Origin of the sequence: Mariprofundus sp. EBB-1 (assembly GCF_003665155.1) — a bacterium.
GTDB lineage: Bacteria > Pseudomonadota > Zetaproteobacteria > Mariprofundales > Mariprofundaceae > Mariprofundus.
In genome coordinates this window covers 41,591-61,259 of record NZ_RCFQ01000016.1, presented here as the reverse complement: position 1 = coordinate 61,259, position 19,669 = coordinate 41,591, and the positions used below count along the sequence as shown (strand labels likewise).

17 protein-coding genes and 1 pseudogene are annotated in these 19,669 nt (G+C 48.1%); 6 read left to right on the top strand and 12 right to left on the bottom strand.

Annotated elements, in window-relative coordinates; translation table 11 throughout:
- Positions 1 to 263: 263 nt before the first annotated feature.
- Positions 264 to 1,097: an agmatinase gene (gene speB, locus D8Y20_RS08165; RefSeq protein WP_121542572.1), complete on the bottom strand. Its 834-nt coding sequence runs from the start codon at positions 1,095 to 1,097 to the stop codon at positions 264 to 266.
- 121 nt (positions 1,098 to 1,218) lie between these two features.
- On the opposite strand from speB, the gene D8Y20_RS08160 reads away from it, so the two are divergent.
- Both D8Y20_RS08160 and nspC read left to right on the top strand, forming a co-directional pair.
- Positions 1,219 to 2,433, top strand: a complete 1,215-nt coding sequence (locus D8Y20_RS08160) for a saccharopine dehydrogenase family protein (protein ID WP_121542570.1) — start codon at positions 1,219 to 1,221, stop codon at positions 2,431 to 2,433.
- 250 nt (positions 2,434 to 2,683) lie between these two features.
- Complete coding sequence (gene nspC, locus D8Y20_RS08155; protein ID WP_121542568.1) at positions 2,684 to 3,817, top strand: carboxynorspermidine decarboxylase; 1,134 nt, start codon at positions 2,684 to 2,686, stop codon at positions 3,815 to 3,817.
- A 99-nt stretch (positions 3,818 to 3,916) separates the two neighbouring features.
- Here nspC and D8Y20_RS14030 read toward each other — a convergent pair.
- From D8Y20_RS14030 to D8Y20_RS08140, 3 genes and pseudogenes are all read right to left on the bottom strand, one after another.
- Positions 3,917 to 4,381: pseudogene (locus D8Y20_RS14030) on the bottom strand (30S ribosomal protein S6--L-glutamate ligase); the annotation flags it as partial.
- A 26-nt stretch (positions 4,382 to 4,407) separates the two neighbouring features.
- The gene (locus D8Y20_RS08145; RefSeq protein ID WP_121542566.1) at positions 4,408 to 4,860 is read right to left on the bottom strand and encodes a RimK/LysX family protein; all 453 of its coding nucleotides are present in this window, start codon (positions 4,858 to 4,860) and stop codon (positions 4,408 to 4,410) included.
- Positions 4,853 to 6,169, bottom strand: coding sequence for a mechanosensitive ion channel family protein (locus D8Y20_RS08140; protein ID WP_236075345.1), 1,317 nt, complete (start codon positions 6,167 to 6,169; stop codon positions 4,853 to 4,855). The genes D8Y20_RS08145 and D8Y20_RS08140 overlap by 8 nt, the downstream gene beginning before the upstream one ends.
- A 261-nt stretch (positions 6,170 to 6,430) precedes the next feature.
- Between D8Y20_RS08140 and D8Y20_RS08135 the strand changes: the two genes are divergently transcribed.
- Together D8Y20_RS08135 and D8Y20_RS08130 are read left to right on the top strand one after the other, a co-directional pair.
- Positions 6,431 to 8,155, top strand: a complete 1,725-nt coding sequence (locus D8Y20_RS08135; RefSeq protein ID WP_121542564.1) for an autotransporter assembly complex family protein — start codon at positions 6,431 to 6,433, stop codon at positions 8,153 to 8,155.
- Positions 8,155 to 11,607: a translocation/assembly module TamB domain-containing protein gene (locus tag D8Y20_RS08130; RefSeq protein WP_121542562.1), complete on the top strand. Its 3,453-nt coding sequence runs from the start codon at positions 8,155 to 8,157 to the stop codon at positions 11,605 to 11,607. Before D8Y20_RS08135 ends, D8Y20_RS08130 begins: the two co-directional genes overlap by 1 nt.
- A 28-nt stretch (positions 11,608 to 11,635) precedes the next feature.
- Here D8Y20_RS08130 and D8Y20_RS08125 read toward each other — a convergent pair whose 3' ends face one another.
- The 4 genes from D8Y20_RS08125 to speA form a co-directional block, all read right to left on the bottom strand.
- Positions 11,636 to 11,857, bottom strand: coding sequence for a lipopolysaccharide assembly protein LapA domain-containing protein (locus D8Y20_RS08125; protein ID WP_121542560.1), 222 nt, complete (start codon positions 11,855 to 11,857; stop codon positions 11,636 to 11,638).
- A 118-nt stretch (positions 11,858 to 11,975) separates the two neighbouring features.
- Positions 11,976 to 12,788 carry a magnesium transporter CorA family protein gene (locus tag D8Y20_RS08120; protein ID WP_121542558.1) on the bottom strand — a complete coding sequence of 271 codons (813 nt, stop codon included), beginning with the start codon at positions 12,786 to 12,788 and terminating at the stop codon, positions 11,976 to 11,978.
- A complete protein-coding gene (locus D8Y20_RS13610; RefSeq protein ID WP_153232659.1) occupies positions 12,773 to 12,919 on the bottom strand; it encodes a hypothetical protein in 147 nt (48 codons plus the stop codon). Before D8Y20_RS13610 ends, D8Y20_RS08120 begins: the two co-directional genes overlap by 16 nt.
- A gap of 269 nt (positions 12,920 to 13,188) precedes the next feature.
- Positions 13,189 to 15,102 carry a biosynthetic arginine decarboxylase gene (gene speA / locus D8Y20_RS08115; protein WP_121542586.1) on the bottom strand — a complete coding sequence of 638 codons (1,914 nt, stop codon included), beginning with the start codon at positions 15,100 to 15,102 and terminating at the stop codon, positions 13,189 to 13,191.
- A 284-nt stretch (positions 15,103 to 15,386) separates the two neighbouring features.
- Here speA and D8Y20_RS13605 point away from each other — a divergent pair, with 284 nt between their 5' ends.
- Complete coding sequence (locus D8Y20_RS13605) at positions 15,387 to 15,554, top strand: hypothetical protein (RefSeq protein WP_153232658.1); 168 nt, start codon at positions 15,387 to 15,389, stop codon at positions 15,552 to 15,554.
- Between the two features lie 268 nt (positions 15,555 to 15,822).
- Positions 15,823 to 16,236 (top strand): PilZ domain-containing protein, encoded by a 414-nt coding sequence (locus D8Y20_RS08110; protein ID WP_121542556.1) that lies wholly within the window; start codon positions 15,823 to 15,825, stop codon positions 16,234 to 16,236.
- Positions 16,237 to 16,318: 82 nt separating this feature from the next.
- On the opposite strand, the gene D8Y20_RS08105 is transcribed toward D8Y20_RS08110, so the two are convergent.
- The 4 genes from D8Y20_RS08105 to D8Y20_RS08090 are packed head-to-tail and all read right to left on the bottom strand — an operon-like array spanning position 16,319 to position 19,669.
- A complete protein-coding gene (locus D8Y20_RS08105; protein ID WP_121542554.1) occupies positions 16,319 to 17,491 on the bottom strand; it encodes a deoxyguanosinetriphosphate triphosphohydrolase in 1,173 nt (390 codons plus the stop codon).
- Between the two features lie 17 nt (positions 17,492 to 17,508).
- Positions 17,509 to 18,162: an orotidine-5'-phosphate decarboxylase gene (gene pyrF, locus D8Y20_RS08100; protein ID WP_121542584.1), complete on the bottom strand. Its 654-nt coding sequence runs from the start codon at positions 18,160 to 18,162 to the stop codon at positions 17,509 to 17,511.
- 59 nt (positions 18,163 to 18,221) lie between these two features.
- Positions 18,222 to 19,361, bottom strand: coding sequence for a heat-shock protein (locus D8Y20_RS08095; RefSeq protein WP_121542552.1), 1,140 nt, complete (start codon positions 19,359 to 19,361; stop codon positions 18,222 to 18,224).
- Complete coding sequence (locus D8Y20_RS08090; RefSeq protein ID WP_121542550.1) at positions 19,358 to 19,669, bottom strand: lipopolysaccharide assembly LapA domain-containing protein; 312 nt, start codon at positions 19,667 to 19,669, stop codon at positions 19,358 to 19,360. The genes D8Y20_RS08095 and D8Y20_RS08090 overlap by 4 nt, the downstream gene beginning before the upstream one ends.

Genomic DNA, 19,669 nt, shown 5'->3' with positions numbered 1-19,669 from the left:
AGAAGGATACGGCAGGGTAATAACGTGCGGAACATCTGATAAACATCATAAAAACCAAGCTTCTTTAACAACGAGTAAAACTAGAAAATGTACCCTAGTACAATAAAATTCACAAACTACGCTGATTAATATTCGTTCCCCAAGATAGCATCTCTTGCTTCGCAATTCTCTTTCTGTGTATTCGTCGCCCAGTGGATACTCTCTTTACCTAATGGCCGGTTTTTTTAATTAAATAACGACGAACAGTTTCCATAAGTTGATGATCACGGCGCTGCGATCAGCAGCATTTCGCGCACACATTTGGCAGCAAGGACGGATGAGCAGCCAGATGTATCCAGTTGCGGTGCCAACTCAACCGCATCAAGGCCGACAATATCACAATCCTGCATTACTTTAATAAAGCGCTGGAAAGTCCACCAATCAATGCCGCCCGGCTCTGGTGTGCCGGTACCCGGAAAACAAGCTGGATCGAACACATCAAGATCCACCGTCAAATAGACCGGACGATCAGCAATCCAGCCGATCAAGGCATCGAGATCGTCCTCACGGAATGTGCTTAGAGTCGCAAAATTTTTCATCAGGTCATATTCATCTTTGGTGCCGGATCGAATACCCAACTGACGTATATTCTCATCACCCAGAAATTCAGACACACGCCGCATGACACAAGCATGTGAAAGCTTCACACCCAGGTAATCTTCACGCTGATCGGCATGTGCATCCAGCTGCACCACCACCAGATCAGGGTATTTTTCAAACACTGATTCAATCGCCGGCAGACTAACCAGATGTTCACCACCCAGCATAAATGGAATCACTCCATCGGCCATACACTCATCAACAGCCTCCCGAATAATGGAGAGTACCGCTTCACTATTGCCCATCGGCAGTTCCAGATCACCTGCATCGGCATAGTGCACCGATTCAAGATCAGCATCGAGATATGGCGAATAGGTTTCAATGCCATCAGAAGCATCTCGCATGGCCGCCGGGCCAAAACGAGCACCGGGACGAAACGAAACCGTGCCATCAAAGGGCACGCCAATGATGCGAATATCGTGATGCTCATTCAGATCGAGATTGGTTAAGTCATACATGGCCCTAGTGTAACGCCTTAGCCCTACAGACGGAATATCACTTTTTAATTCCCAGCCTTGTTGACTGCTATTACACTCTCCGGCCCGGCTGAATCCGGAAATCAACATATTGAGGTCTATCATGAGTAGAGTTCTGATTATTGGCGCCGGCGGCGTTGGACGCGTGGTGACACATAAATGTGCACAAAATGAAAGTGTGTTTTCAGACATCTGGCTGGCCAGCCGCACTAAGTCCAAGTGCGATCAGATTGCACTGGAAGTGCATGAGAAAACAGGTCGCCGTATTGAAACAGCAGCCGTTGATGCCGATAACGTGCCTGAACTGATTGCGTTAATTAAGCGCGTGAAGCCGTTTATGATCATCAATGTGGCACTGCCATATCAGGATCTGACTATCATGGATGCCTGTCTTGAAACTGGCACCCATTATCTGGATACCGCCAACTATGAACCACTGGATGAAGCAAAATTCGAATACAGCTGGCAGTGGGCTTACCGCCAGCGTTTTGAAGATGCTGGCCTGATGGCACTGCTCGGTTCCGGTTTTGATCCGGGTGTTACCAATGTCTTTTCGGCCCATATGCAGAAACACCATTTTGATACGATGGATTATGTTGATATTCTCGACTGCAATGGTGGTGATCACGGTTACGCCTTTGCCACCAACTTCAATCCTGAAATCAATATCCGCGAAGTCACCTCCAACGGTCGTTATTTTGAAAATGGCGCGTGGATAGAGACCACGCCTATGCAGTATAAAAAACAGTTCAATTTTGAGCAGGTCGGCCCGAAAAATATGTACCTGCTCTACCATGAAGAGATGGAATCATTATCTGTAAACCTGAACGGTGTAAAACGCATGCGTTTCTGGATGACCTTTGGTGATGCCTATCTCACACATCTGGAGGTGTTCCGTAATATCGGTCTTGATTCGATTGAACCGATTGAATTTCAAGGCCAGCAAATCGTACCGATTCAGTTTCTGAAAGCGCTACTGCCTGATCCAGCCAGCCTTGGCCCGCGCACCGTTGGTAAAACCAATATCGGTGTGATCTGCAAGGGTTTTAAAGATGGCAAACCTGTTTCACGTTATGTCTATAATATCTGTGATCATCAGGAGTGTTTTAAAGAGACCAATGCTCAGGGTGTCTCCTACACCACCGGTGTACCGGCCATGATCGGTGCCATGATGATGATTCAGGGCCACTGGATGAAACCGGGCGTTTACAATATGGAAGAGTTTGATCCCGATCCATTTATGGCAGCTCTCAACGAACATGGCCTGCCCTGGACCGATATCGCAACCGATATTGATGTGGATGCACTACCAGTATGAATACTCACCGCAATCCCCCAGGAGAGTCTCTCTTGTGTAAACACACTCACCTTCAGGACGCAGAGTTCACCCCAGGGTGCATTCTCTTGCGTAAACGCAATTCACCTTGGCGCAAAGTAAGGCACAAGGCATTTTTAACAGGCCGTATGAACACTGATGTTGTTCTATTCAATAAGCACATACGAGCAGTCGGTGCACCCCATTTAAGTTTCTACTCTGCGAAACTTTGCGTACTCTGCGGTAAAAGTCTTTGAGCTTGGATATCACTCAGGTGCCTTCGCCATGCTATGTACTGGAAGAAGAGAAGCTGATTGCAAACCTCGAACTGCTTAAACGTGTTCAGGAGGAGTCCGGCTGCAAGATTATTCTGGCACTAAAAGGTTTTGCCATGTGGTCCACATTTGATCTTATCAAAGATTACTTGCCGGGCTGTACGGCCAGTTCACTATATGAACTAAAGCTTTCTAATGAGCAGTTCGGGCGCGAGAATCACATCTATTCGGCGGCTTTTCGCGAGGATGAGTTTGATGAGATCTGTTGCATGGCTGGGCATATCGTATTCAACTCGATGAACCAGTGGCATCAGTTCAGTCAGCGCGCCATAGATTCAGGTATATCCTGTGGACTACGGGTGAACCCGGGCATCTCGGAAGTAAAAACCGACCTCTACAACCCATGTTTTTCTGGCTCTCGTCTGGGTGTACGCCCTGAACATATCGATAGTGCAGCGCTCTCCGGAATCGAAGGTATGCATGTGCATGCCCTATGCGAAAACATGGCGGATTCTTCCATTGCCCTGATTGATGCCTTTGAAAAGAAATTCGCCACCTACATTCCCGGCCTGCAATGGGTCAATTTCGGTGGTGGTCATCTGATGACCCACAAAGATTATGATGTTGACCTACTGATTGAGCGCATTAAGGCCTTTAAAAACAAGTGGAATAAAGAGGTCTATCTGGAACCTGGCGGTGCTATTGCTTGGCGTACCGGCCCGCTTATCGCCTCTGTGCTCGATATTGTACCGACCGATGGGCTCGACGTAGCCATTCTCGATATCTCCGCCACAGCCCACATGCCCGATGTACTGGAGATGCCCTACCGCCCTGCGATCACAAACGCGGGTGTGGCTAAAGAGAAACCACACACCTACAAACTCGGTGGCACCTCTTGCCTTGCCGGCGATGTCATTGGAGATTATTCCTTCGATGAAAAACTGAGTGTTGGTTCACGACTGGTATTTGAGGATATGATTCACTACACCATGGTAAAAACCACCATGTTCAATGGTGTCTGTCATCCTGATATCGGCATCTGGCACAGCAACGACAGCTTCGAACTGGTACGTCGTTTTACCTATGAGGATTTCCGCGACCGTCTCTCCTGATGATGTGAACGGTTCAACACAGATATGCCAGACAATCCAGCGTATATTGCCAAGCCCAGAAAGTTTTACTGCTATTCAAGTGATCGGAGTAAAACCTGAAATACTTTCAGCCGCTTTTTTATTCTCAGTCAGAACCACACCGATACCCTGCATACCTTCCAGCAGTTTAATGACAAATTGATTGCCACCTACGGAATTCAACAGGTCACCAATATCATCCGGATTGTGGGAAAACCCGGTTACCGGCAGGCCGATACCTTTGCGCGCCAACAGCTGGGTGGAACGCAACTTGTCACGCGAACGCGAGATGGCGACCGACTCATTGAATGGATAGCCCCCCATCATTTCAAACTGGCGCAGAACCGCAGTACCATAAAAGGTGACGGATGCACCGATACGTGAAATAACCGCATCAAAACCTTCTACTTTTACACCTTTATAACGAATGGATGGACGCATCGATGTGATATTCATATAACACCGCAGGTGATCAAACACGTGCACCTCATGGCCTCGTTCTTTAGCCGCTTCAACCAGTCGCTTCGTTGAATAGAGTTTTGGATTTCCTTACATAATTGCAATTATCATATTTAACTTCCGTTGTTCAATTCATTCGTCCGGTTGCCTAATAGATAGGAACGTCTGGGATCTACAATGCAGTCTCCCGCCATAGCTGTTCGACCCAGTAGCATTCTAAATTTCATATTTTCACGGTTGGTCAGTGTGATCTCAATATTTTTACGCAGACCACCCAATACCAACGACGTTAATATCACCGCACGCTGCTCGGTGTGACCACCTGAGTCGGTGACATTACGTTCATCCAGCAGCGGGGCAACGCATGTCTTTACTATCGACGCATCATGCTGATAAGGATGAACAGAAAACCGTACCATGGCAATGCCAGCTTCACTGAAAGGTTCCATTTCAAATGTGTGCAGTGCAGAACTGCGAGCGCCGGTGTCCACTTTTACCTTGATGGCCACAATGCCCAATCCAGGCAGTGAGGCCCATTCTCGCCAACCGAGCACTAATCTATTCATTATGTGCATCCTTTTGCTGTAATCCAGTATCATTAGCATAGCTGATGTGAACATCACGCTGTGGATACGGAATAGTGATGCCTGCCTTTTTAAAGGCCCGCCAGATAGCAAGATTCACTTCTGATCTAACACCACCCAATCCATTTTCGGGATCAAGTATCCAGATTCGCAGTTCCAGTACAATCCCATTGTCACCGAACTCCATCAGTCGTGTTAATGGCACCGGATCATGCTGAACACGGGGGGAAGCGTTGGCGCATTCAAGCATCAGCTGCATCGCTTCTTCCGGATCATCATGATAACTGATCTGCACACGTATCTTCATGCGAATATTTGAATCAGTATAACTCCAGTTGATGACTTCAGAAGTCACCAGATTTTCATTCGGTATCAGCGTTTCCACACCATCGCGGTCACGCACAACAATATAGCGGGCACACAACTCCTGCACCCAGCCAAATTTATCGCGTACGGTAATCACATCACCCGGTTTAATGGAGCGATCAAACAATAGAATAAAACCACTGATGAAATTACTTGAGATACGTTGCAAACCAAAACCGATACCCACACCAACCGCACCACTGAACACTGTCAGTGCGGTCAAATCAATGCCTGCGGCATCCAGTGCCACGAAAATAGCGATGGCAAACAGCACAAATTTACTGAGCTTAGCCAGTGCAACCTGAGTACTGCCGCTAAAATTCTCAGACTGTTTTACCCGTTGTTCGATCCATTTGGTCAGCCATTGCGCCAGCATCCAGAAGAAAGCAATCGTCAAAATCAGTTTAATTACCAGCAATAGAGATATATGGCTTTCGCCAAGATTGAATGCGAATGCATCAAGTGCTGAAATAACGCTGGGAAGCCAGCCGAGCAGATGCAGGACAACCATCAGCCAGATCATTGTACTGATGATACTCTCCCAAGCTTTGACCAAGCGACCACTGGAAAACCCTTTACGCAACATATATATAAGAATGCGAATGGCGGCCAGCGAAAGCAGCAACGGTGTGGCAATCGTTAACAATGGCGTCTGTATATCAAGATTCTGGAGAATAGCTTTACCGATCAACGTCACCAACAACATCGAAATCGGAAATTGTATGCGATGCAGACCCTTGCGAGACATCTTTCGCAGTCTGCTTTCTGCTGTCTCCCGCCCTTCACCCTCCGAGCGTAAAATGAAGCTACGCACCGAACTGGCGAGAATCACGGCGAATGCCAATATGATCACCTGCCACCAGAAGTCAGATTGCATGATATGGTTTATTATTGTTTCATAATTACTTTGAAAGCGTTCTAACATAAAACTCCCTGTAACATCTGTTCTACACCTTCTGCCCCGTCACTTGGTAGGAAAAATAACTTGATTGCTGTATTCAAACAGATGATCACATCATATGCCTTTGCATGCTTTCGACAACCGATTGCAGACAATGGCACACCGTACAGTGCGTAAAATCCCCCCTAACACTGATATTATTTTATTGTCAGCAAAATCAATCCAGTTGATGATGCGACAGTCTCAGTACCATAGTTCAGATGGCTGATAACAGGTGGACGTATCATGTATTGGTGGATAGCAGTAATTAAATCTACAAATAACCACATCTTAGCCCTTCAGACAATCGTACTGGGTCTGCTGCTGACGTATTCGCCACCTGTTTTAGCTGGTGATGCAGGCCATATTCTGGACAGCCCCATTACCGCTCCTGATTCCCTGTTAAAAAAAATGGACACCTTGCGTCTTAAAGCATCCGCCGGCTCAGCCATCGTTGGCTACGTCGCGAAACAGGACTCTTTGTTAATTCGGCAATGGTTGCGTAGTGAAGGCTACCTGGATGCCAAGGTGGCAGTCCTCATTGAGGAAGGAAAAGCGATCTGGCGCGTAAACGCAGGCAAACTGTGGCACATTCGTCTCATCAATATTAAACCTGAACCCGACAGCCGGATGCCCGTTCCGCTCAGTGGCGAAGCTTTTGTCAGTGCGAATTATGAAAACGCCAAAACTGCATTGCACTGGTCTTGGCGTGATCGCGGTTATCTGAAGGCAGAATTTAGTAAAGCTGTCGTCATCCCCGATGCACAGAATAAGCAAGTTGATATTATCTGGGAGATTAATCCCGGGCCACTATTTTATATATCAGATATTCATGTTGAAGGTGCCCGTCAGTATGCAGCTGAACTGGCCGTGAAGATCAGTCGCTTGAAACCTGGTCTGGTGCCCGCCCAACAACGGCTGCACGAAGCAATGCAGCACCTGGCTGATGATTCCCGTTATCAACATGCGATGATTGTGCCAGATCTTCAGCATGCGACCGGCAATCAGGTCCCGGTTCGCATCACCGTCACCGAGGCCGGTTGGAGAAAACTTAGCGGTGATGCCGGTTTCTCAACGGACGCCGGTTTCGGGCTCGCTGCCGCCTGGGTAGATCGCAGTCTGATGCAGGGCAATATTGAATACGCACTGCGTGGTGAAGCTTCGCGTACTGCATCCGGGATTGGCGGCACATTAAAGCGCCCGGCCTGGCCTGCCGCCAACCAGCAGGTCGGCATGAATATCGACTACTACAGAGCTGACAGTGATGGACGGCGTTATGACTCCGTCAGTGGTGGCCCCTTCTGGCAATGGAATTTCCATCACACCGATTACCTGCGCCTGTCGCTGCAGGCCGAAAATGTACGCGAGGAAGGAATCGGACTGATCACCCTTGGCCCTCGTGTTGATGTCCATTTTTCCCGTGAGAGTGGTGGCATGCTGCCTTCACGTGGCTGGCGCGTGAATGCAGGGGTTGGTTTGCCGTTACGCGTGAATAGCACCGGACTATGGACAGTGATGAATGTGTCCGGGCGACTGTTTTATCAACCTGTTGATTGGGCTCTCCTCTCTCCCCGCGTCGGTTACGGGCGCACGCTTAATTTGCAGGGTACGGTGCCGAAAACATATCGTCAGTTTGCCGGTGGAGCGACCAGTGTACGCGGATTTGCACTCGACTCGCTGGGGTCTACTGGCATTGACGGACTGGCAACAGGTGGACTAATGAAGGCCTTTGGCGGCGTGGACCTGGTCTTGATGCCATCAGCCGAAAGGTTTTCACCGGTACTGTTCGGGGATGTAGCTAAAATATGGCAGGCCATCGGCAGCAAAACTCAACCTGTCTGGTCGGTTGGTGCAGGTATGATTATACAAACCCCGGCTGGCCCTTTACGCCTTGATCTGGCTCTGCCATTGAACAGGCGCACACAGGATGCCCGCTTTCAGTTCTACCTTACCCTTGGAGATATATTTTGATGCGACGGGCTTCGATTGTTATCGCAGCAATCACAATGCTCGGCCTGACTGCCTCTACCGGTCTGTGGTTCTGGCTGGATAGCAGTGCAGGACGCCAATGGGTTTCCGACTCGGTACATACACTGAGCCATGGCAGCGTAACCATTCGCGGTTTAAGCGGACATCCCTTATCACAAGCCACTGCTGATGCAGTGCTATTGACCAGCCCCACGCTGGCAATGACCGCAGAAACGGTGATATTGGACTGGTCACCATGGCGTTTGTTAAGCGGAAAACTGAGCATCGCCACGCTGGATAGTGACAAGGTACATCTACGCATGATCGAGGCTGCTCAAGCGAATGACGATTCCCCGGCCACCTTACCGGCCATCACCATCGGATTGGAGTCGATGCATGTCGGCGAATTGATCGTAGAAAAAAGTGATTCCAGCACAACCCGGCTCACCGACATCCGGATAGAGAGAGCAAATTTCGGCACAACCCTTTCCGGTGCATTGCAGGCGCGCCTGCCCGATGCGGATCTGAAATTGCATGTAGTCGGTTCAATGGCTGATTGGAAGCTTGATGGCCATTTGATACGGGGTAACAACCTCAAACGGGATGATACAAACACACTCGACATCACGCTAGCAGGTCACTTTCTAAATAGCGGCAAAGCCGAACTAGCCATGATCTCCGGTGATACCGATGGCCATCTGGAAGCACGCTGGCAGTACGACAACAGCACCTTGAAGGCTAGTGGCACACTAATAACGCAAGCAGGCACATCCAAACTGACAGGAGACTGGACACTCAGCACGCCAACCGACTTCTCCCAAGTCAATCTGAACATGCGAACTGCAGCGATGAGCCCTTTGCTCATCAGGTCAATACCACTGGATATCAGCGCCAGTTTGAACGAAAGCGGTTTATCCGCCGTGATCGAAGAACGTGGAGCATCACTCAAGCTGCATCTCACCTACAAACAAGCGCAATTAGAAGGAGAGATGACACTGGCAGAATGGATATCTCCGTTGAAAAATGCCGTTGGCCGACTGAGCGGCCGCATCCACGGATCATGGCAGCAGGATAATCAAACATGGCAACTACATGGCGATATCGACAAGGGTGAACTGGCCGGTTTAATAGCCCGCTTAAAGATCGATGGTGAGGGAGATGCAGCACACTGGAAGATACACAGGGCTGATTTGCGCGCGCTCGGACTGATTTTAAAGGCCAGCGGTCAGGGCGATCATGATCAATTCACAGCCTCTGGAGAACTCGCAGGCAAGAGCATCACACCTGCACTTACCTTTGCGGGTTTAGCGCAAGCCTCCGGCAGTCTTACGGCAGATATAAAACTGCAAGGCAGCTACAAAGACCCACACCTGCAACTCACAGCAAAAACAGCCGGGATCTCACTGGAATCTATTCACATTGATACACTCACGCTTAGTGCTCAACACAACCTCACACATGGAAGTGCTCAACTGACAGCCACAGGTATGTCGGTCTCTGGCAGGCGTGAGATGAAGAGGTTGAGTGTAACAAGCAATCTGAAGTCCAATCAGCTGAGCGTAAGCATGGCTTCACAAGGCAGGCTACAGAGTCGCGCCAAGGTTCAGGTCGATATCAGCGATCTTGAGCATCTCGATTTTGCTATCACCGGCGCAGACCTGAACTACGCATCTGCCCGATTATTGAAGGCAGACAAACTGGTATTGCACATTGATGGCCCAAACATCCTTTTATCCGATGCCGACCTGCACATACTTGATGCCAAAGCCAAGGCTGCTTTTGCAATTACAAATGGACAGGTCAAGGGCACCTTGCATATGGCAGGTCTGATTATCAGCGGCAATGAGCCATGGTTGAGCGGCATGAAATATCATCTCTCAGGCAAGGGTGATCTATCACTCGAACTAGCAGGCCAATCAACATCACCTACTGCTCAATTTCATCTCACAGCACCTGCATTCAATATCAAGCATGCCATGTTCACAGGAAAGAATGGTCGCGCACTAACACTTGCCGATGTCAGTCTTAAACTCGATTATCAACAGCCTTGGCTAGCCTGGCAGCTCAACGCAAAAGCTTCTGCAGAAGGATCATTAGCAAGTCATGGTCGCTTCTCGATGCGGTTTAGCATGCAGCCGTGGCAACTGGAATTACCTGAGCAATTAAATGGTTCGGGATCGCTTGCGCTCAAACTGGCCCGCCTGTCTGATTTTCAACCACTGCTTCCACGCATCGACCCCTTTGAAGGTAAGGCGAACCTCGATTTAAGCTGGAGCATGCCGATGCGTTTGAGTGCTATCAGTGGCAATAGCAACATCAGCTTTGATGCCCTCGGCATACCTGAATTTGGTCTGGATATGAAAGGTGATATCAACACCACCATCACGGAGGGGAAACCCCATACTGATCTGCGCCTGCACAGCGGTAGCGGCGAATTGAGCATGCGCGGCCTGATCGACATCAATAAGCGCACTATCCCGGAGATTCGGTTCAATCAATTTTCTCTGATCGATCTGCCTGATCAACAACTGGCAGTCAGCGGCACCATTGCCACTTCCGAGCAGCAAGACATCAGCATCATCAAGGGTGATCTTGAAGTCACCCGTATGCGTCTGGAAATACCCGATCCGGTTCCCGGTCCTACTACTGATCTTCAATGGCCAGATGAAACAAAGATGGTAACAAGTAATAAAAAAACGCCATTAACGAAAATCGACTTGAATCTGGTGTTAAACGACGACTCCGAAATATATGGCAGAGGCATGCAGCTTAAACCAAAAGGACGATTACATCTTGGCAGCAGTCTTTCTCAACCGCTGCTAACCGGTGTACTGGATCTGGCCAGTGGTAAAATTGAGTTCCGCAGTGTCAAACTCGATATTCAACCGGGCAGCCGCGTTGTCTTTTCCGGTGATCCCAAACGACCATCCATCCATGTCATCGCAGCCCGAAAAATCGGAGATATTTCAGCCGGAGTCATCGTTGATGGCCCTGCCGATCAACTGAATTCTCAGCTCTTCTCTGACCCTGCGATGTCCAATGCCGAAATATTCTCCTACATTGCCACTGGTCGCCCGCTTGCCTCGCTTGGCAGCGATACTGTTAGCGATCTGATGACCGCATCTGAATTTATTCTCGGCCCCGGCACCATGATGCAGGAGGTGCAGGGTAAGGTAAAACAGGTCACTGGACTCGATGTGTTCGAGATTGGTGGCGATACTTCAGGCGGTAAGTTGAAGGCAGGACGCAGACTCTCCGAGGAGATGACGTTGACGGTAGAACAGACTATTTCCAAAGAGCCCAGCTCTGCGTTAACCCTGGAGTACATGCTAACCAAAAGCGTCTCGCTGTTTGCCCGTCAGGCTCTGGACATGGCTCCTAAGGTTGGCTTGCGTTATAGCAAAGAGTGGTTCGGTTCACCGAAAAAAACGACGGCGCGTGGCATAACACCTTAAACACACGCTCAAGCATTATCAGGCGGGATTACTTCGCTATGTGCTCTCGTTTCTGCATCTCATGCAGTCTTTGCCCACGCAGTAACCAACCTATAGCTACGCCAATCAGGATGAGAAAGATAAACATCAATGCCCGCGACATGGCGATCTTCCAGAACAAGAAGTGCAACTCGACAATATCAGCGTTCTGAACGATAAAAATCGAGCCCAGTGCAATCAAACATAGCGTGATAGATAATTTCAGATTCATTGAGACTCCATGCTCAAATCATTCCTTTGTTTGTTCTGCATGAGTATCTGCTAGCACGACACCTACACGGACTACATCTTCCTTGTCGGCAACGCCGGGTTTTACAGCCACCTTACCGCTACCACCACTTCTTGAACCTGAAGAAAGCAGCCAGCATTGCGCCCAACAACAACATACCCCAAACCGACAAGGCGAAACCATTGGGATAAGCCAGCACATCCATATGTGTGAAATTCATGCCAAACACACCTGCAATAATACCCATCGGAGTCAAAACCACCGTGATCACAGCCAGGAAGGTCATCACCTCATTCAGTCGCTGGCTAAGGAGTGACTGCGCCGCCTGCATCACATTCAGTGCATGTTCCGCCTTGGATTCAGCAATTGCAGTCGCCCTTTCCATATGCTCATGCGCATCAATCAATCGCAAATTACCCTTATAAACAGGGTCATCCATCAGCTTTTCAATGGCAATTCCATTGGTTCGTGCATGCCGAGCCAGTGTCGCCATCTCCTTACGCATATTGAGTAATCTGCCTAGATCGGCACGGTTTACATCTGCCAGACACTCCTCTTCAAACTCATCCATCTCCTCACGCAAGATATACACACGAGAAAGCAGATAATCCACCAGCATATGAATAATCATGCTAGCGCACTCATTAACATTTAAACCCTTGAAATCCGCATTGGTGAATCGATGAAACCGCTTGCCGGGCCAAACCAAAGCACACATATCTCGATCCACGAGAATAGATACACTGGTCACTTCACTGAATGGATCCTCTGTCTCTTTTTCAACAGGGAAACGCAAAATAATATGCATGGCTGCATTTTCAAGACGCGTGAAATGGGGCGGATGAATAAGGTTGCGAATATCCTTGATATGCAACGCATCCAGAGCAAAGCGTTCACTTAGCATATCCAGCATCTCAGGCGCATGCTCCACAATGTATGTTCAGGCGTTGCCAGCGCTTCTTGCAGGTCAATTTCCCGCATGTCTTCCAGCAGGTGAACATGCACCGATGATTTTATTTCAATGGTTTCATTGGCTGGCGGCATATTGTATCCTCTTGCAATACTATATGTTTAATAAATCCAAATAGCGATTATTAAGCTTCGGCATCAAACTCAGAAACCATGAAGCTTTTACCCTTGCTTTGACTCGCTACAACCCTCCGAATTCTTTACTCATGTTTTCGCATCAATATTCAAACAGCTTAGAAATAGAAAAGAATTGCTATACATACATGAAGTTTCACCACGCTTCTGCCCTCTTCCAGCATGACCATAGATCCGTTATGAGGTCGGTATGCACTATCCTAAGGATGTTAGATTCCTGTGCCGGGCATCTGCTCTTCGAGATAGGTGTAACCGGCTAAACCGTCTTTGTAGAAACGTAGAAATTTATTGGACTGAGCCGCAGTCAGGCGACCTTCCGAACGGGCCTGAGTGAGCTGGCGGCGCATGCGATCAAGCAACACCTTCTCATTGAACTGCACATAATCAAGGACATCGGCTACCGATTCCCCCTCCACGATCTGCTCTAGTTCGTACTGATCACCATCCATGCGTATATGCACAGCATGTGTATCACCGAAGAGATTATGCAAATCACCCAAAATTTCCTGATAAGCACCGGTCAGAAATACGCCAATCAGATAGTCATCTCCGTTTGCTATTCCATGCAGCGGCAGCGTGGGTGAATGACCTGATGCAAGTGGAAAGTTCTTAATAGTGCCATCGGAATCGCAGGTGATATCCACCAGAATACCCTGCCGGTCCGGCTCTTCATCCAGACGGTGAATAGGCACCACAGGAAAGACCTGATCAATAGCCCATGCATCGGGCAGCGACTGAAACAGGGAAAAATTACAGAAGTATCGATCAGCCATCTGGCTGCGAATGCCCGGTACCAGCTCGGCAGCCTCATCCTCATCAAGTAGTTCCAGCAAGCGAATCAGCATATGCCAGTATAACTCATCGGCTTGGGCGCGCTCCATCAGCGTGCAGTGGCCAAGCACAAAAAGGCGATTGATATCTTCGCGCAGAGATACCACATCATGCAGTGCTTCACGCGGTGAGATTTGTTCAAAAGCACTATATGTATCCCACAATTGACGCAACTGCATCGGGGCATGTTCATCCGGTTCATTGAGCGAAAGATTACTGGCGCGTTTGGTAACTCCGAGCACATCAATCACCATCACCGAATGATGTGCCACCAGAGCACGGCCGGATTCAGAGATAATATTAGGATGCGGCAGCTCTTCATCGTCACAGACAGCTTTCAGCGTCCAGACAATATCGTTGGCATACTCTTGCAATGAATAATCCACCGAGGTGTGCGAACCGGAAATAGAACCATCGTAATTCACGCCGAGGCCACCACCGACATCCATGAACTCAATCGGTGCACCGAGCTTGTGCAGCTCAACATAAAATCGGGCAGCTTCCTGCATGGCCTGCTTGATACGACGGATACGCGGCACCTGCGAACCGATATGGAAATGTAGCAATCTGAGCGTATTGAGCTTGTCAGCAGCTTTTAGTTTTTCGACTACCTCCATCAACTCATGGGCAGAGAGACCGAACTTGGAATTATCACCGCCGGAATCCTCCCATTTACCATCAGAGGTGGCCGCCAATCGACAGCGCAGGCCGATCAGTGGCTCAACATCCAACCGTTCCGATGCTTCCAGAATCATATCCAGCTCACCGAGTTTCTCGACCACGATAAAGACTCGTTTACCCATCTTGCGACCGATCATGGCCAGTTCGATAAATTCACGATCCTTATAGCCATTACACACAATCAATCCTTCAACATCTTCAAGCATAGCCAGTGTGGCGTGCAGTTCAGGTTTGGAACCAGCCTCCAGCCCCCAGTTGAACTCAGCACCGAATTCAACAATTTCTTCTACTACCTGACGCTGCTGATTGACCTTGATCGGATAAACACCGTAATAGCGCCCCTCATAGGCAGCATCTTTGCGGGCAATGGAAAAGCGATCATGAATCTGGCCCATGCGCTGTTTAAGGATATCGGAGAAACGCAGCAGAAACGGCGGATATAAATCCTTTTCAGCCAGTTCATCACATAGCTGCTTCAGATCAACCTGATGTTCACCATCGGGAATGGCCACCATATTGCCCGCTTTGTTAATATCAAAGAAACCGTTACCCCAGCCTTCAACCTGATAGAGCTCTGCAGCATCGTCTGTTGTCCAACTTATTTCACCCATCATCTGACCTCAGACCCAAATCTCTTTTATTCGCAGCCAGCGGAAACTACCACATACCATCTATACCCTGACAAGTATTTTCATCGGCCAACGGCTACTTACTAAGGAGAAGTTTATTTATTACACCCTGCAACAAGAGCCTGGCTTGATTATTTTTATAGTGACTTCGACACTTGGATATTTTTTATATAGGTTGAGAAGTCCATTCTTTCTGTTTGATCCGCTTAAACGCATAGCGAATTTTTCAAAAAGATTGAGAAAACAAACGTAGTTGAGGATATTTCATGTATAAACATATACTTGCGGCTTTGTTAGTACTGATATTCAGTGCGGCCATGACTGGCTGTTATTTCGATCCACTGCATGATTTTGGTTACCGCAATGGTCATTATAACAACGGTAATTATGAAGGTGAACGAAATCATGGTGAAGATCACAACGATCACGACTAAATCATTCTAAAGCAGCAGAAAGAAGATCTTTGGATCGACTGTTTGTCACATTGAACGGCCGTAGATTAAGCAAGGCCCTATTAGCATGGCTTACAGACAGTCATTAGCCCAAATATTATTCAGGTTAGATATCCATATATCTGCATAAAATTGTACGGTGGCCGTATCAATTGACAAGTCACAAACCAACCCAAAGAGTGTAGCTATGCTGTTTTCATTTTTGCCATGAATCTACTCGGAATGTAAGCACTAGTGGCTGGAGGTATGCATGCCCGATGATCAAAATAGAGCGTTTCAGCGCACCACTATTTCCCTGCCTGCACAAATCACCCCTGCAGATGGAGATCCCTTTGATGCCGTCATCAAGGATTTAAGTCTTCACGGGACTTGGGCTAAGGCCAAGCATGATCTTAAAATTGGTCAAGCGTGTAAAATCACCATCCAATTTGAGAACCATGAAGATGAACTGCCCATTCATGCGGAGGGGGCGATCACAAGAGTTGAAGATCATCATTTTGGTATTAAATTTGATACCATCGGTTTTGAATCACATGAAGAACTGGAGAGCATGATTCTTCAACACTCGAACAACAAAGAACAATGCCTCAAAGAGTTTACCAAAGAGTCTTTTTTCTTCGACCCGCTATCCGCTTTCGACTTTGATCCGATGAAACCACGCTGAAAAAGGCCTATTTTTTTATTCCTATCTCTGTTTATGCTCTAGGTGTTAGTAACGCTGTGGCAACCGCGTTGAAGCTTTATCTTTATGGGCGCACATGCACATTGAACAGGCGCTCGTGTTCTTCCAGTGCATAACGATCGGTCATGCCGGCAATATAATCGGCTATAATCCTTGCCTGACGTTGCTTACTCAGTCCATCCGAAGCTTTAGCTTCGAGCATCTCATGTTGCTGATTCTCAGGTAACATGGATGGATTCTGAATATAAACATCAAAAATTTCACATAATACCCGTTCAGCTTTATTGGCCATGCGAGCAACGCGGTAATGGCGATACATATTTTTATAAAGGAATTTTTTCATCTCTCCATTGATCCGACGCACAGGTTTTGAAAACCCGACAAGGGTGGAGCCTGCGGCACGTACATCAGCAAAGCTTTTGATGCCCTCAGCTTTAATGCGTTGACTTGTTTCTTCAACCACATCACCGATAAGAAAATTGATCATCATACGCACGGTTTCATTGACTTTTAAACGTTCAATTACATCTGGGAATTCGCGTTCTGCCTGTTCATAAAAACGGCCAAACAACTCCAACCCCATCAAGTCATCAATGGATAACATACCAGCGCGATATCCATCATCGATATCGTGATTATTGTAAGCAATTTCATCTGCCAAGTTACCAATCTGGGCTTCCAGTGCCGGCTGCTCATGCAGGTTAAAATGGCTCAAATCACTATTTTGTGGTGTATCATAGGTGGAGTGATGTTTCACAATACCTTCGCGTGTCTCATAACTCAGATTCAAGCCAGTGAAAGCGGCATATTTATGTTCCAGGCTCTCTACAATGCGCAGTGACTGACGATTATGTTCAAAACCACCATAAGGCTTCATCACAGAATTCAAAGCATCCTGCCCGGAGTGCCCGAATGGCGTGTGTCCCAAATCATGAGCCAACGCTACAGCCTCAGCCAAATCTTCATGCAGACGCATGGATCGACAAATAGAGCGGGCAATCTGAGCCACTTCGATAGAGTGGGTCAAACGGGTACGGTAGTGATCCCCTTCATGGTTAACAAACACCTGTGTTTTATATTCAAGGCGGCGAAACGCGGTGGAATGAATAATACGATCACGATCACGCTGATAAGGGTTTCGATATGGTGATTCAGGTTCATCATGCACGCGCCCTCGCGAATGGCATGTTTTACAGGCATAAGAGGCCAGTGTTGTTTCATACGCCTGTTCCGTCATCTTACCAACCTTATAACTTAAGCGGAACGCATCAGAGACAATGCTTCCAGCGCTGCCTGACGAGGATCTAAAGCGTGTAGAATGGGACGACCAACCACTAAAAAGTCGGAACCGCCAGCAATTGCAGAAGCCGGATCAGCGACACGTTTCTGATCCTGCACATCTTGCCCCCCCCAACGAATACCGGGGGTAACCGTGATAAAATCACTACCACAAGCCGTTTTAATCGCCGCAGCCTCAAACACACTGCAAACTACTCCATCCAAGCCTGCATCCTGCGCCATTTTGGCACGTTCAAGCGCTACAACCCTGGCTTGCTCTTTTGGCATCGCATCACTGGTTAACACAGTGACTGCAATCAGACGCATATCCGGAAATGCCACCGCAGCCTGAGCTGCCGCATTGAGCATTTCAGAACCACCTCCAGCGTGGACATTGATCATATTCACGCCCAAACCACCCGCACTTTCAACCGCCTGCGCCACTGTATTGGGAATATCATGAAATTTCAGATCAAGAAACACACGATGCGACTGATTCAAATCACGTACCAAGGCAGGTCCTTCTGCTACAAACAAGCGCAGTCCCACTTTTAACCAACCAACCGAATCACCCAATCTATCCCGCATTTGCAATGCAGCATCGCTACTGTCCACATCAAGTGCCACCATCAAACGATTCAACATATCATCGTTCTGATTTGCTACTCCAGTCATAACATCATTCGACATTACACGTTCTCCTCAGCTTTAGGATGCAACGTGCCCCAAGAATGGCATTGCGGGCACTGCCAACGCACTTCTACCACTTCGACACCGCACTGTTCACAAACATAATTCTTGGCTGTTTTGCGCCACTGGCGTGCAAAACCGGTGTGTACATCTGAATCTTCTCCCAACGTAGCATTTAAACGTAAGGATTCACGCAGAGAGTGTGGGACAAATGATAACTCATTACATAAATTTCGAGCTTCTGTAATGCCTCGCTTCTCGGTCAGTGATTCAATCCAGGCCAGGATCAACTCCGCATCTTGTCCATCCAACCACAATTCACGTAACAGATTCAGACCACGGGTTTGATAAAATGTTTCATGCTGTAACAACGAAGGGATCACCAGCGGAAAATGTTCGCGTGCCTGCTTCCACAACGTCCGAACACCAGTTTCAGCAGCATCAAGATCCTGTCGATGCAAAGCCAGATCGATTTCAACAATACGCGCAGGTGCACATCTAACATCAAGCTCAAGTGCCCGGGCTGCATCCGCCTGTGCACCTTCCTCATCATGCTGCTCAAAACGCTGCCGCGCCACTTCAGCAAACAAATACGCACGATGAGAACCGTATGATTCATTGCGCACACGTTCCAGGCGGGATAACAACTCCTCAGCCAGTAACCACTCTTTACTCTGCTCACGAATTCTTAAACTTGCTTCTAAAGCAGCGGCATGATCAGACTGGATATTCAAAGCTTTCTGATACTGTACAAGAGCCCGATCCAGCAAACCACCTGTCTGAAAATCGATGGCCAGAGCCACATGCGCCTGCAGATGAATATCCTGAGACAAATCAGGACGCGCTAATAGGTTCTGATGGATACGAACAGCACGGCCAATTTCACCACGGGCACGAAACATTTCACCAAGTGCCATATAGACATCAGCTGCTTCAGAACGTAAACGCGCCACCTGCACCATCTCTTGCAATGCACGATCCGGCTCATCAGAGAGCAGATAATTGATGCCACGTAAAAGTGGAGAAATACGCTCATCTTCTTCATGATTGGATTCGACATCTTCTTGGACCGGACGTAAGACCAACGCCACCAAGACCACCAGTGCAAAGGCTGTAATAGCCAACAACAGTGTATTCATACGTCGTCTTGCAAGGGAATATTTCTGAGATTATCCACTTCTCGTTGTAAGCGTGCATGCTCGGCTTTCAGCCAGGCAATCTCTTGTTTGTGTTTGCGCCTGGAGAAGGTCAAGGCCAACACTCCGCCAGTAAAACCAAGCATAAATGCCAAAAAAACCGGGATATAAATAGGAACTTCAGAGCTAGTAACACCAAGAAAATGTACTTGTACCGGCAATAGGTTTGCCATGGCAAACATGGTGGCAAACGAGGTCAAGACAATGACCAGTAGAACGTTTATCCAGTTCACCGAGTTAAAACTTTGCAT

Excerpts from the sequence above, each read along its gene's own strand:
- D8Y20_RS08120 (WP_121542558.1), bottom strand. The coding sequence starts at position 12,788 with ATGCTGGATATGCTAAGTGAACGCTTTGCTCTGGATGCGTTGCATATC.
- D8Y20_RS08110 (WP_121542556.1), top strand. The coding sequence starts at position 15,823 with ATGCCCGATGATCAAAATAGAGCGTTTCAGCGCACCACTATTTCCCTG.
- D8Y20_RS08145 (WP_121542566.1), bottom strand. The coding sequence starts at position 4,860 with ATGAATAGATTAGTGCTCGGTTGGCGAGAATGGGCCTCACTGCCTGGA.
- D8Y20_RS08125 (WP_121542560.1), bottom strand. The coding sequence starts at position 11,857 with ATGAATCTGAAATTATCTATCACGCTATGTTTGATTGCACTGGGCTCG.
- D8Y20_RS08105 (WP_121542554.1), bottom strand. The coding sequence starts at position 17,491 with ATGACGGAACAGGCGTATGAAACAACACTGGCCTCTTATGCCTGTAAA.
- D8Y20_RS08140 (WP_236075345.1), bottom strand. The coding sequence starts at position 6,169 with ATGTTAGAACGCTTTCAAAGTAATTATGAAACAATAATAAACCATATC.
- D8Y20_RS13610 (WP_153232659.1), bottom strand. The coding sequence starts at position 12,919 with ATGCCGCCAGCCAATGAAACCATTGAAATAAAATCATCGGTGCATGTT.
- speA (WP_121542586.1), bottom strand. The coding sequence starts at position 15,102 with ATGGGTGAAATAAGTTGGACAACAGACGATGCTGCAGAGCTCTATCAG.
- D8Y20_RS08095 (WP_121542552.1), bottom strand. The coding sequence starts at position 19,361 with ATGAATACACTGTTGTTGGCTATTACAGCCTTTGCACTGGTGGTCTTG.
- D8Y20_RS13605 (WP_153232658.1), top strand. The coding sequence starts at position 15,387 with ATGTATAAACATATACTTGCGGCTTTGTTAGTACTGATATTCAGTGCG.
- D8Y20_RS08135 (WP_121542564.1), top strand. The coding sequence starts at position 6,431 with ATGTATTGGTGGATAGCAGTAATTAAATCTACAAATAACCACATCTTA.
- D8Y20_RS08130 (WP_121542562.1), top strand. The coding sequence starts at position 8,155 with ATGCGACGGGCTTCGATTGTTATCGCAGCAATCACAATGCTCGGCCTG.
- speB (WP_121542572.1), bottom strand. The coding sequence starts at position 1,097 with ATGTATGACTTAACCAATCTCGATCTGAATGAGCATCACGATATTCGC.
- pyrF (WP_121542584.1), bottom strand. The coding sequence starts at position 18,162 with ATGGTGGCACTTGATGTGGACAGTAGCGATGCTGCATTGCAAATGCGG.
- D8Y20_RS08090 (WP_121542550.1), bottom strand. The coding sequence starts at position 19,669 with ATGCAAAGTTTTAACTCGGTGAACTGGATAAACGTTCTACTGGTCATT.
- D8Y20_RS08160 (WP_121542570.1), top strand. The coding sequence starts at position 1,219 with ATGAGTAGAGTTCTGATTATTGGCGCCGGCGGCGTTGGACGCGTGGTG.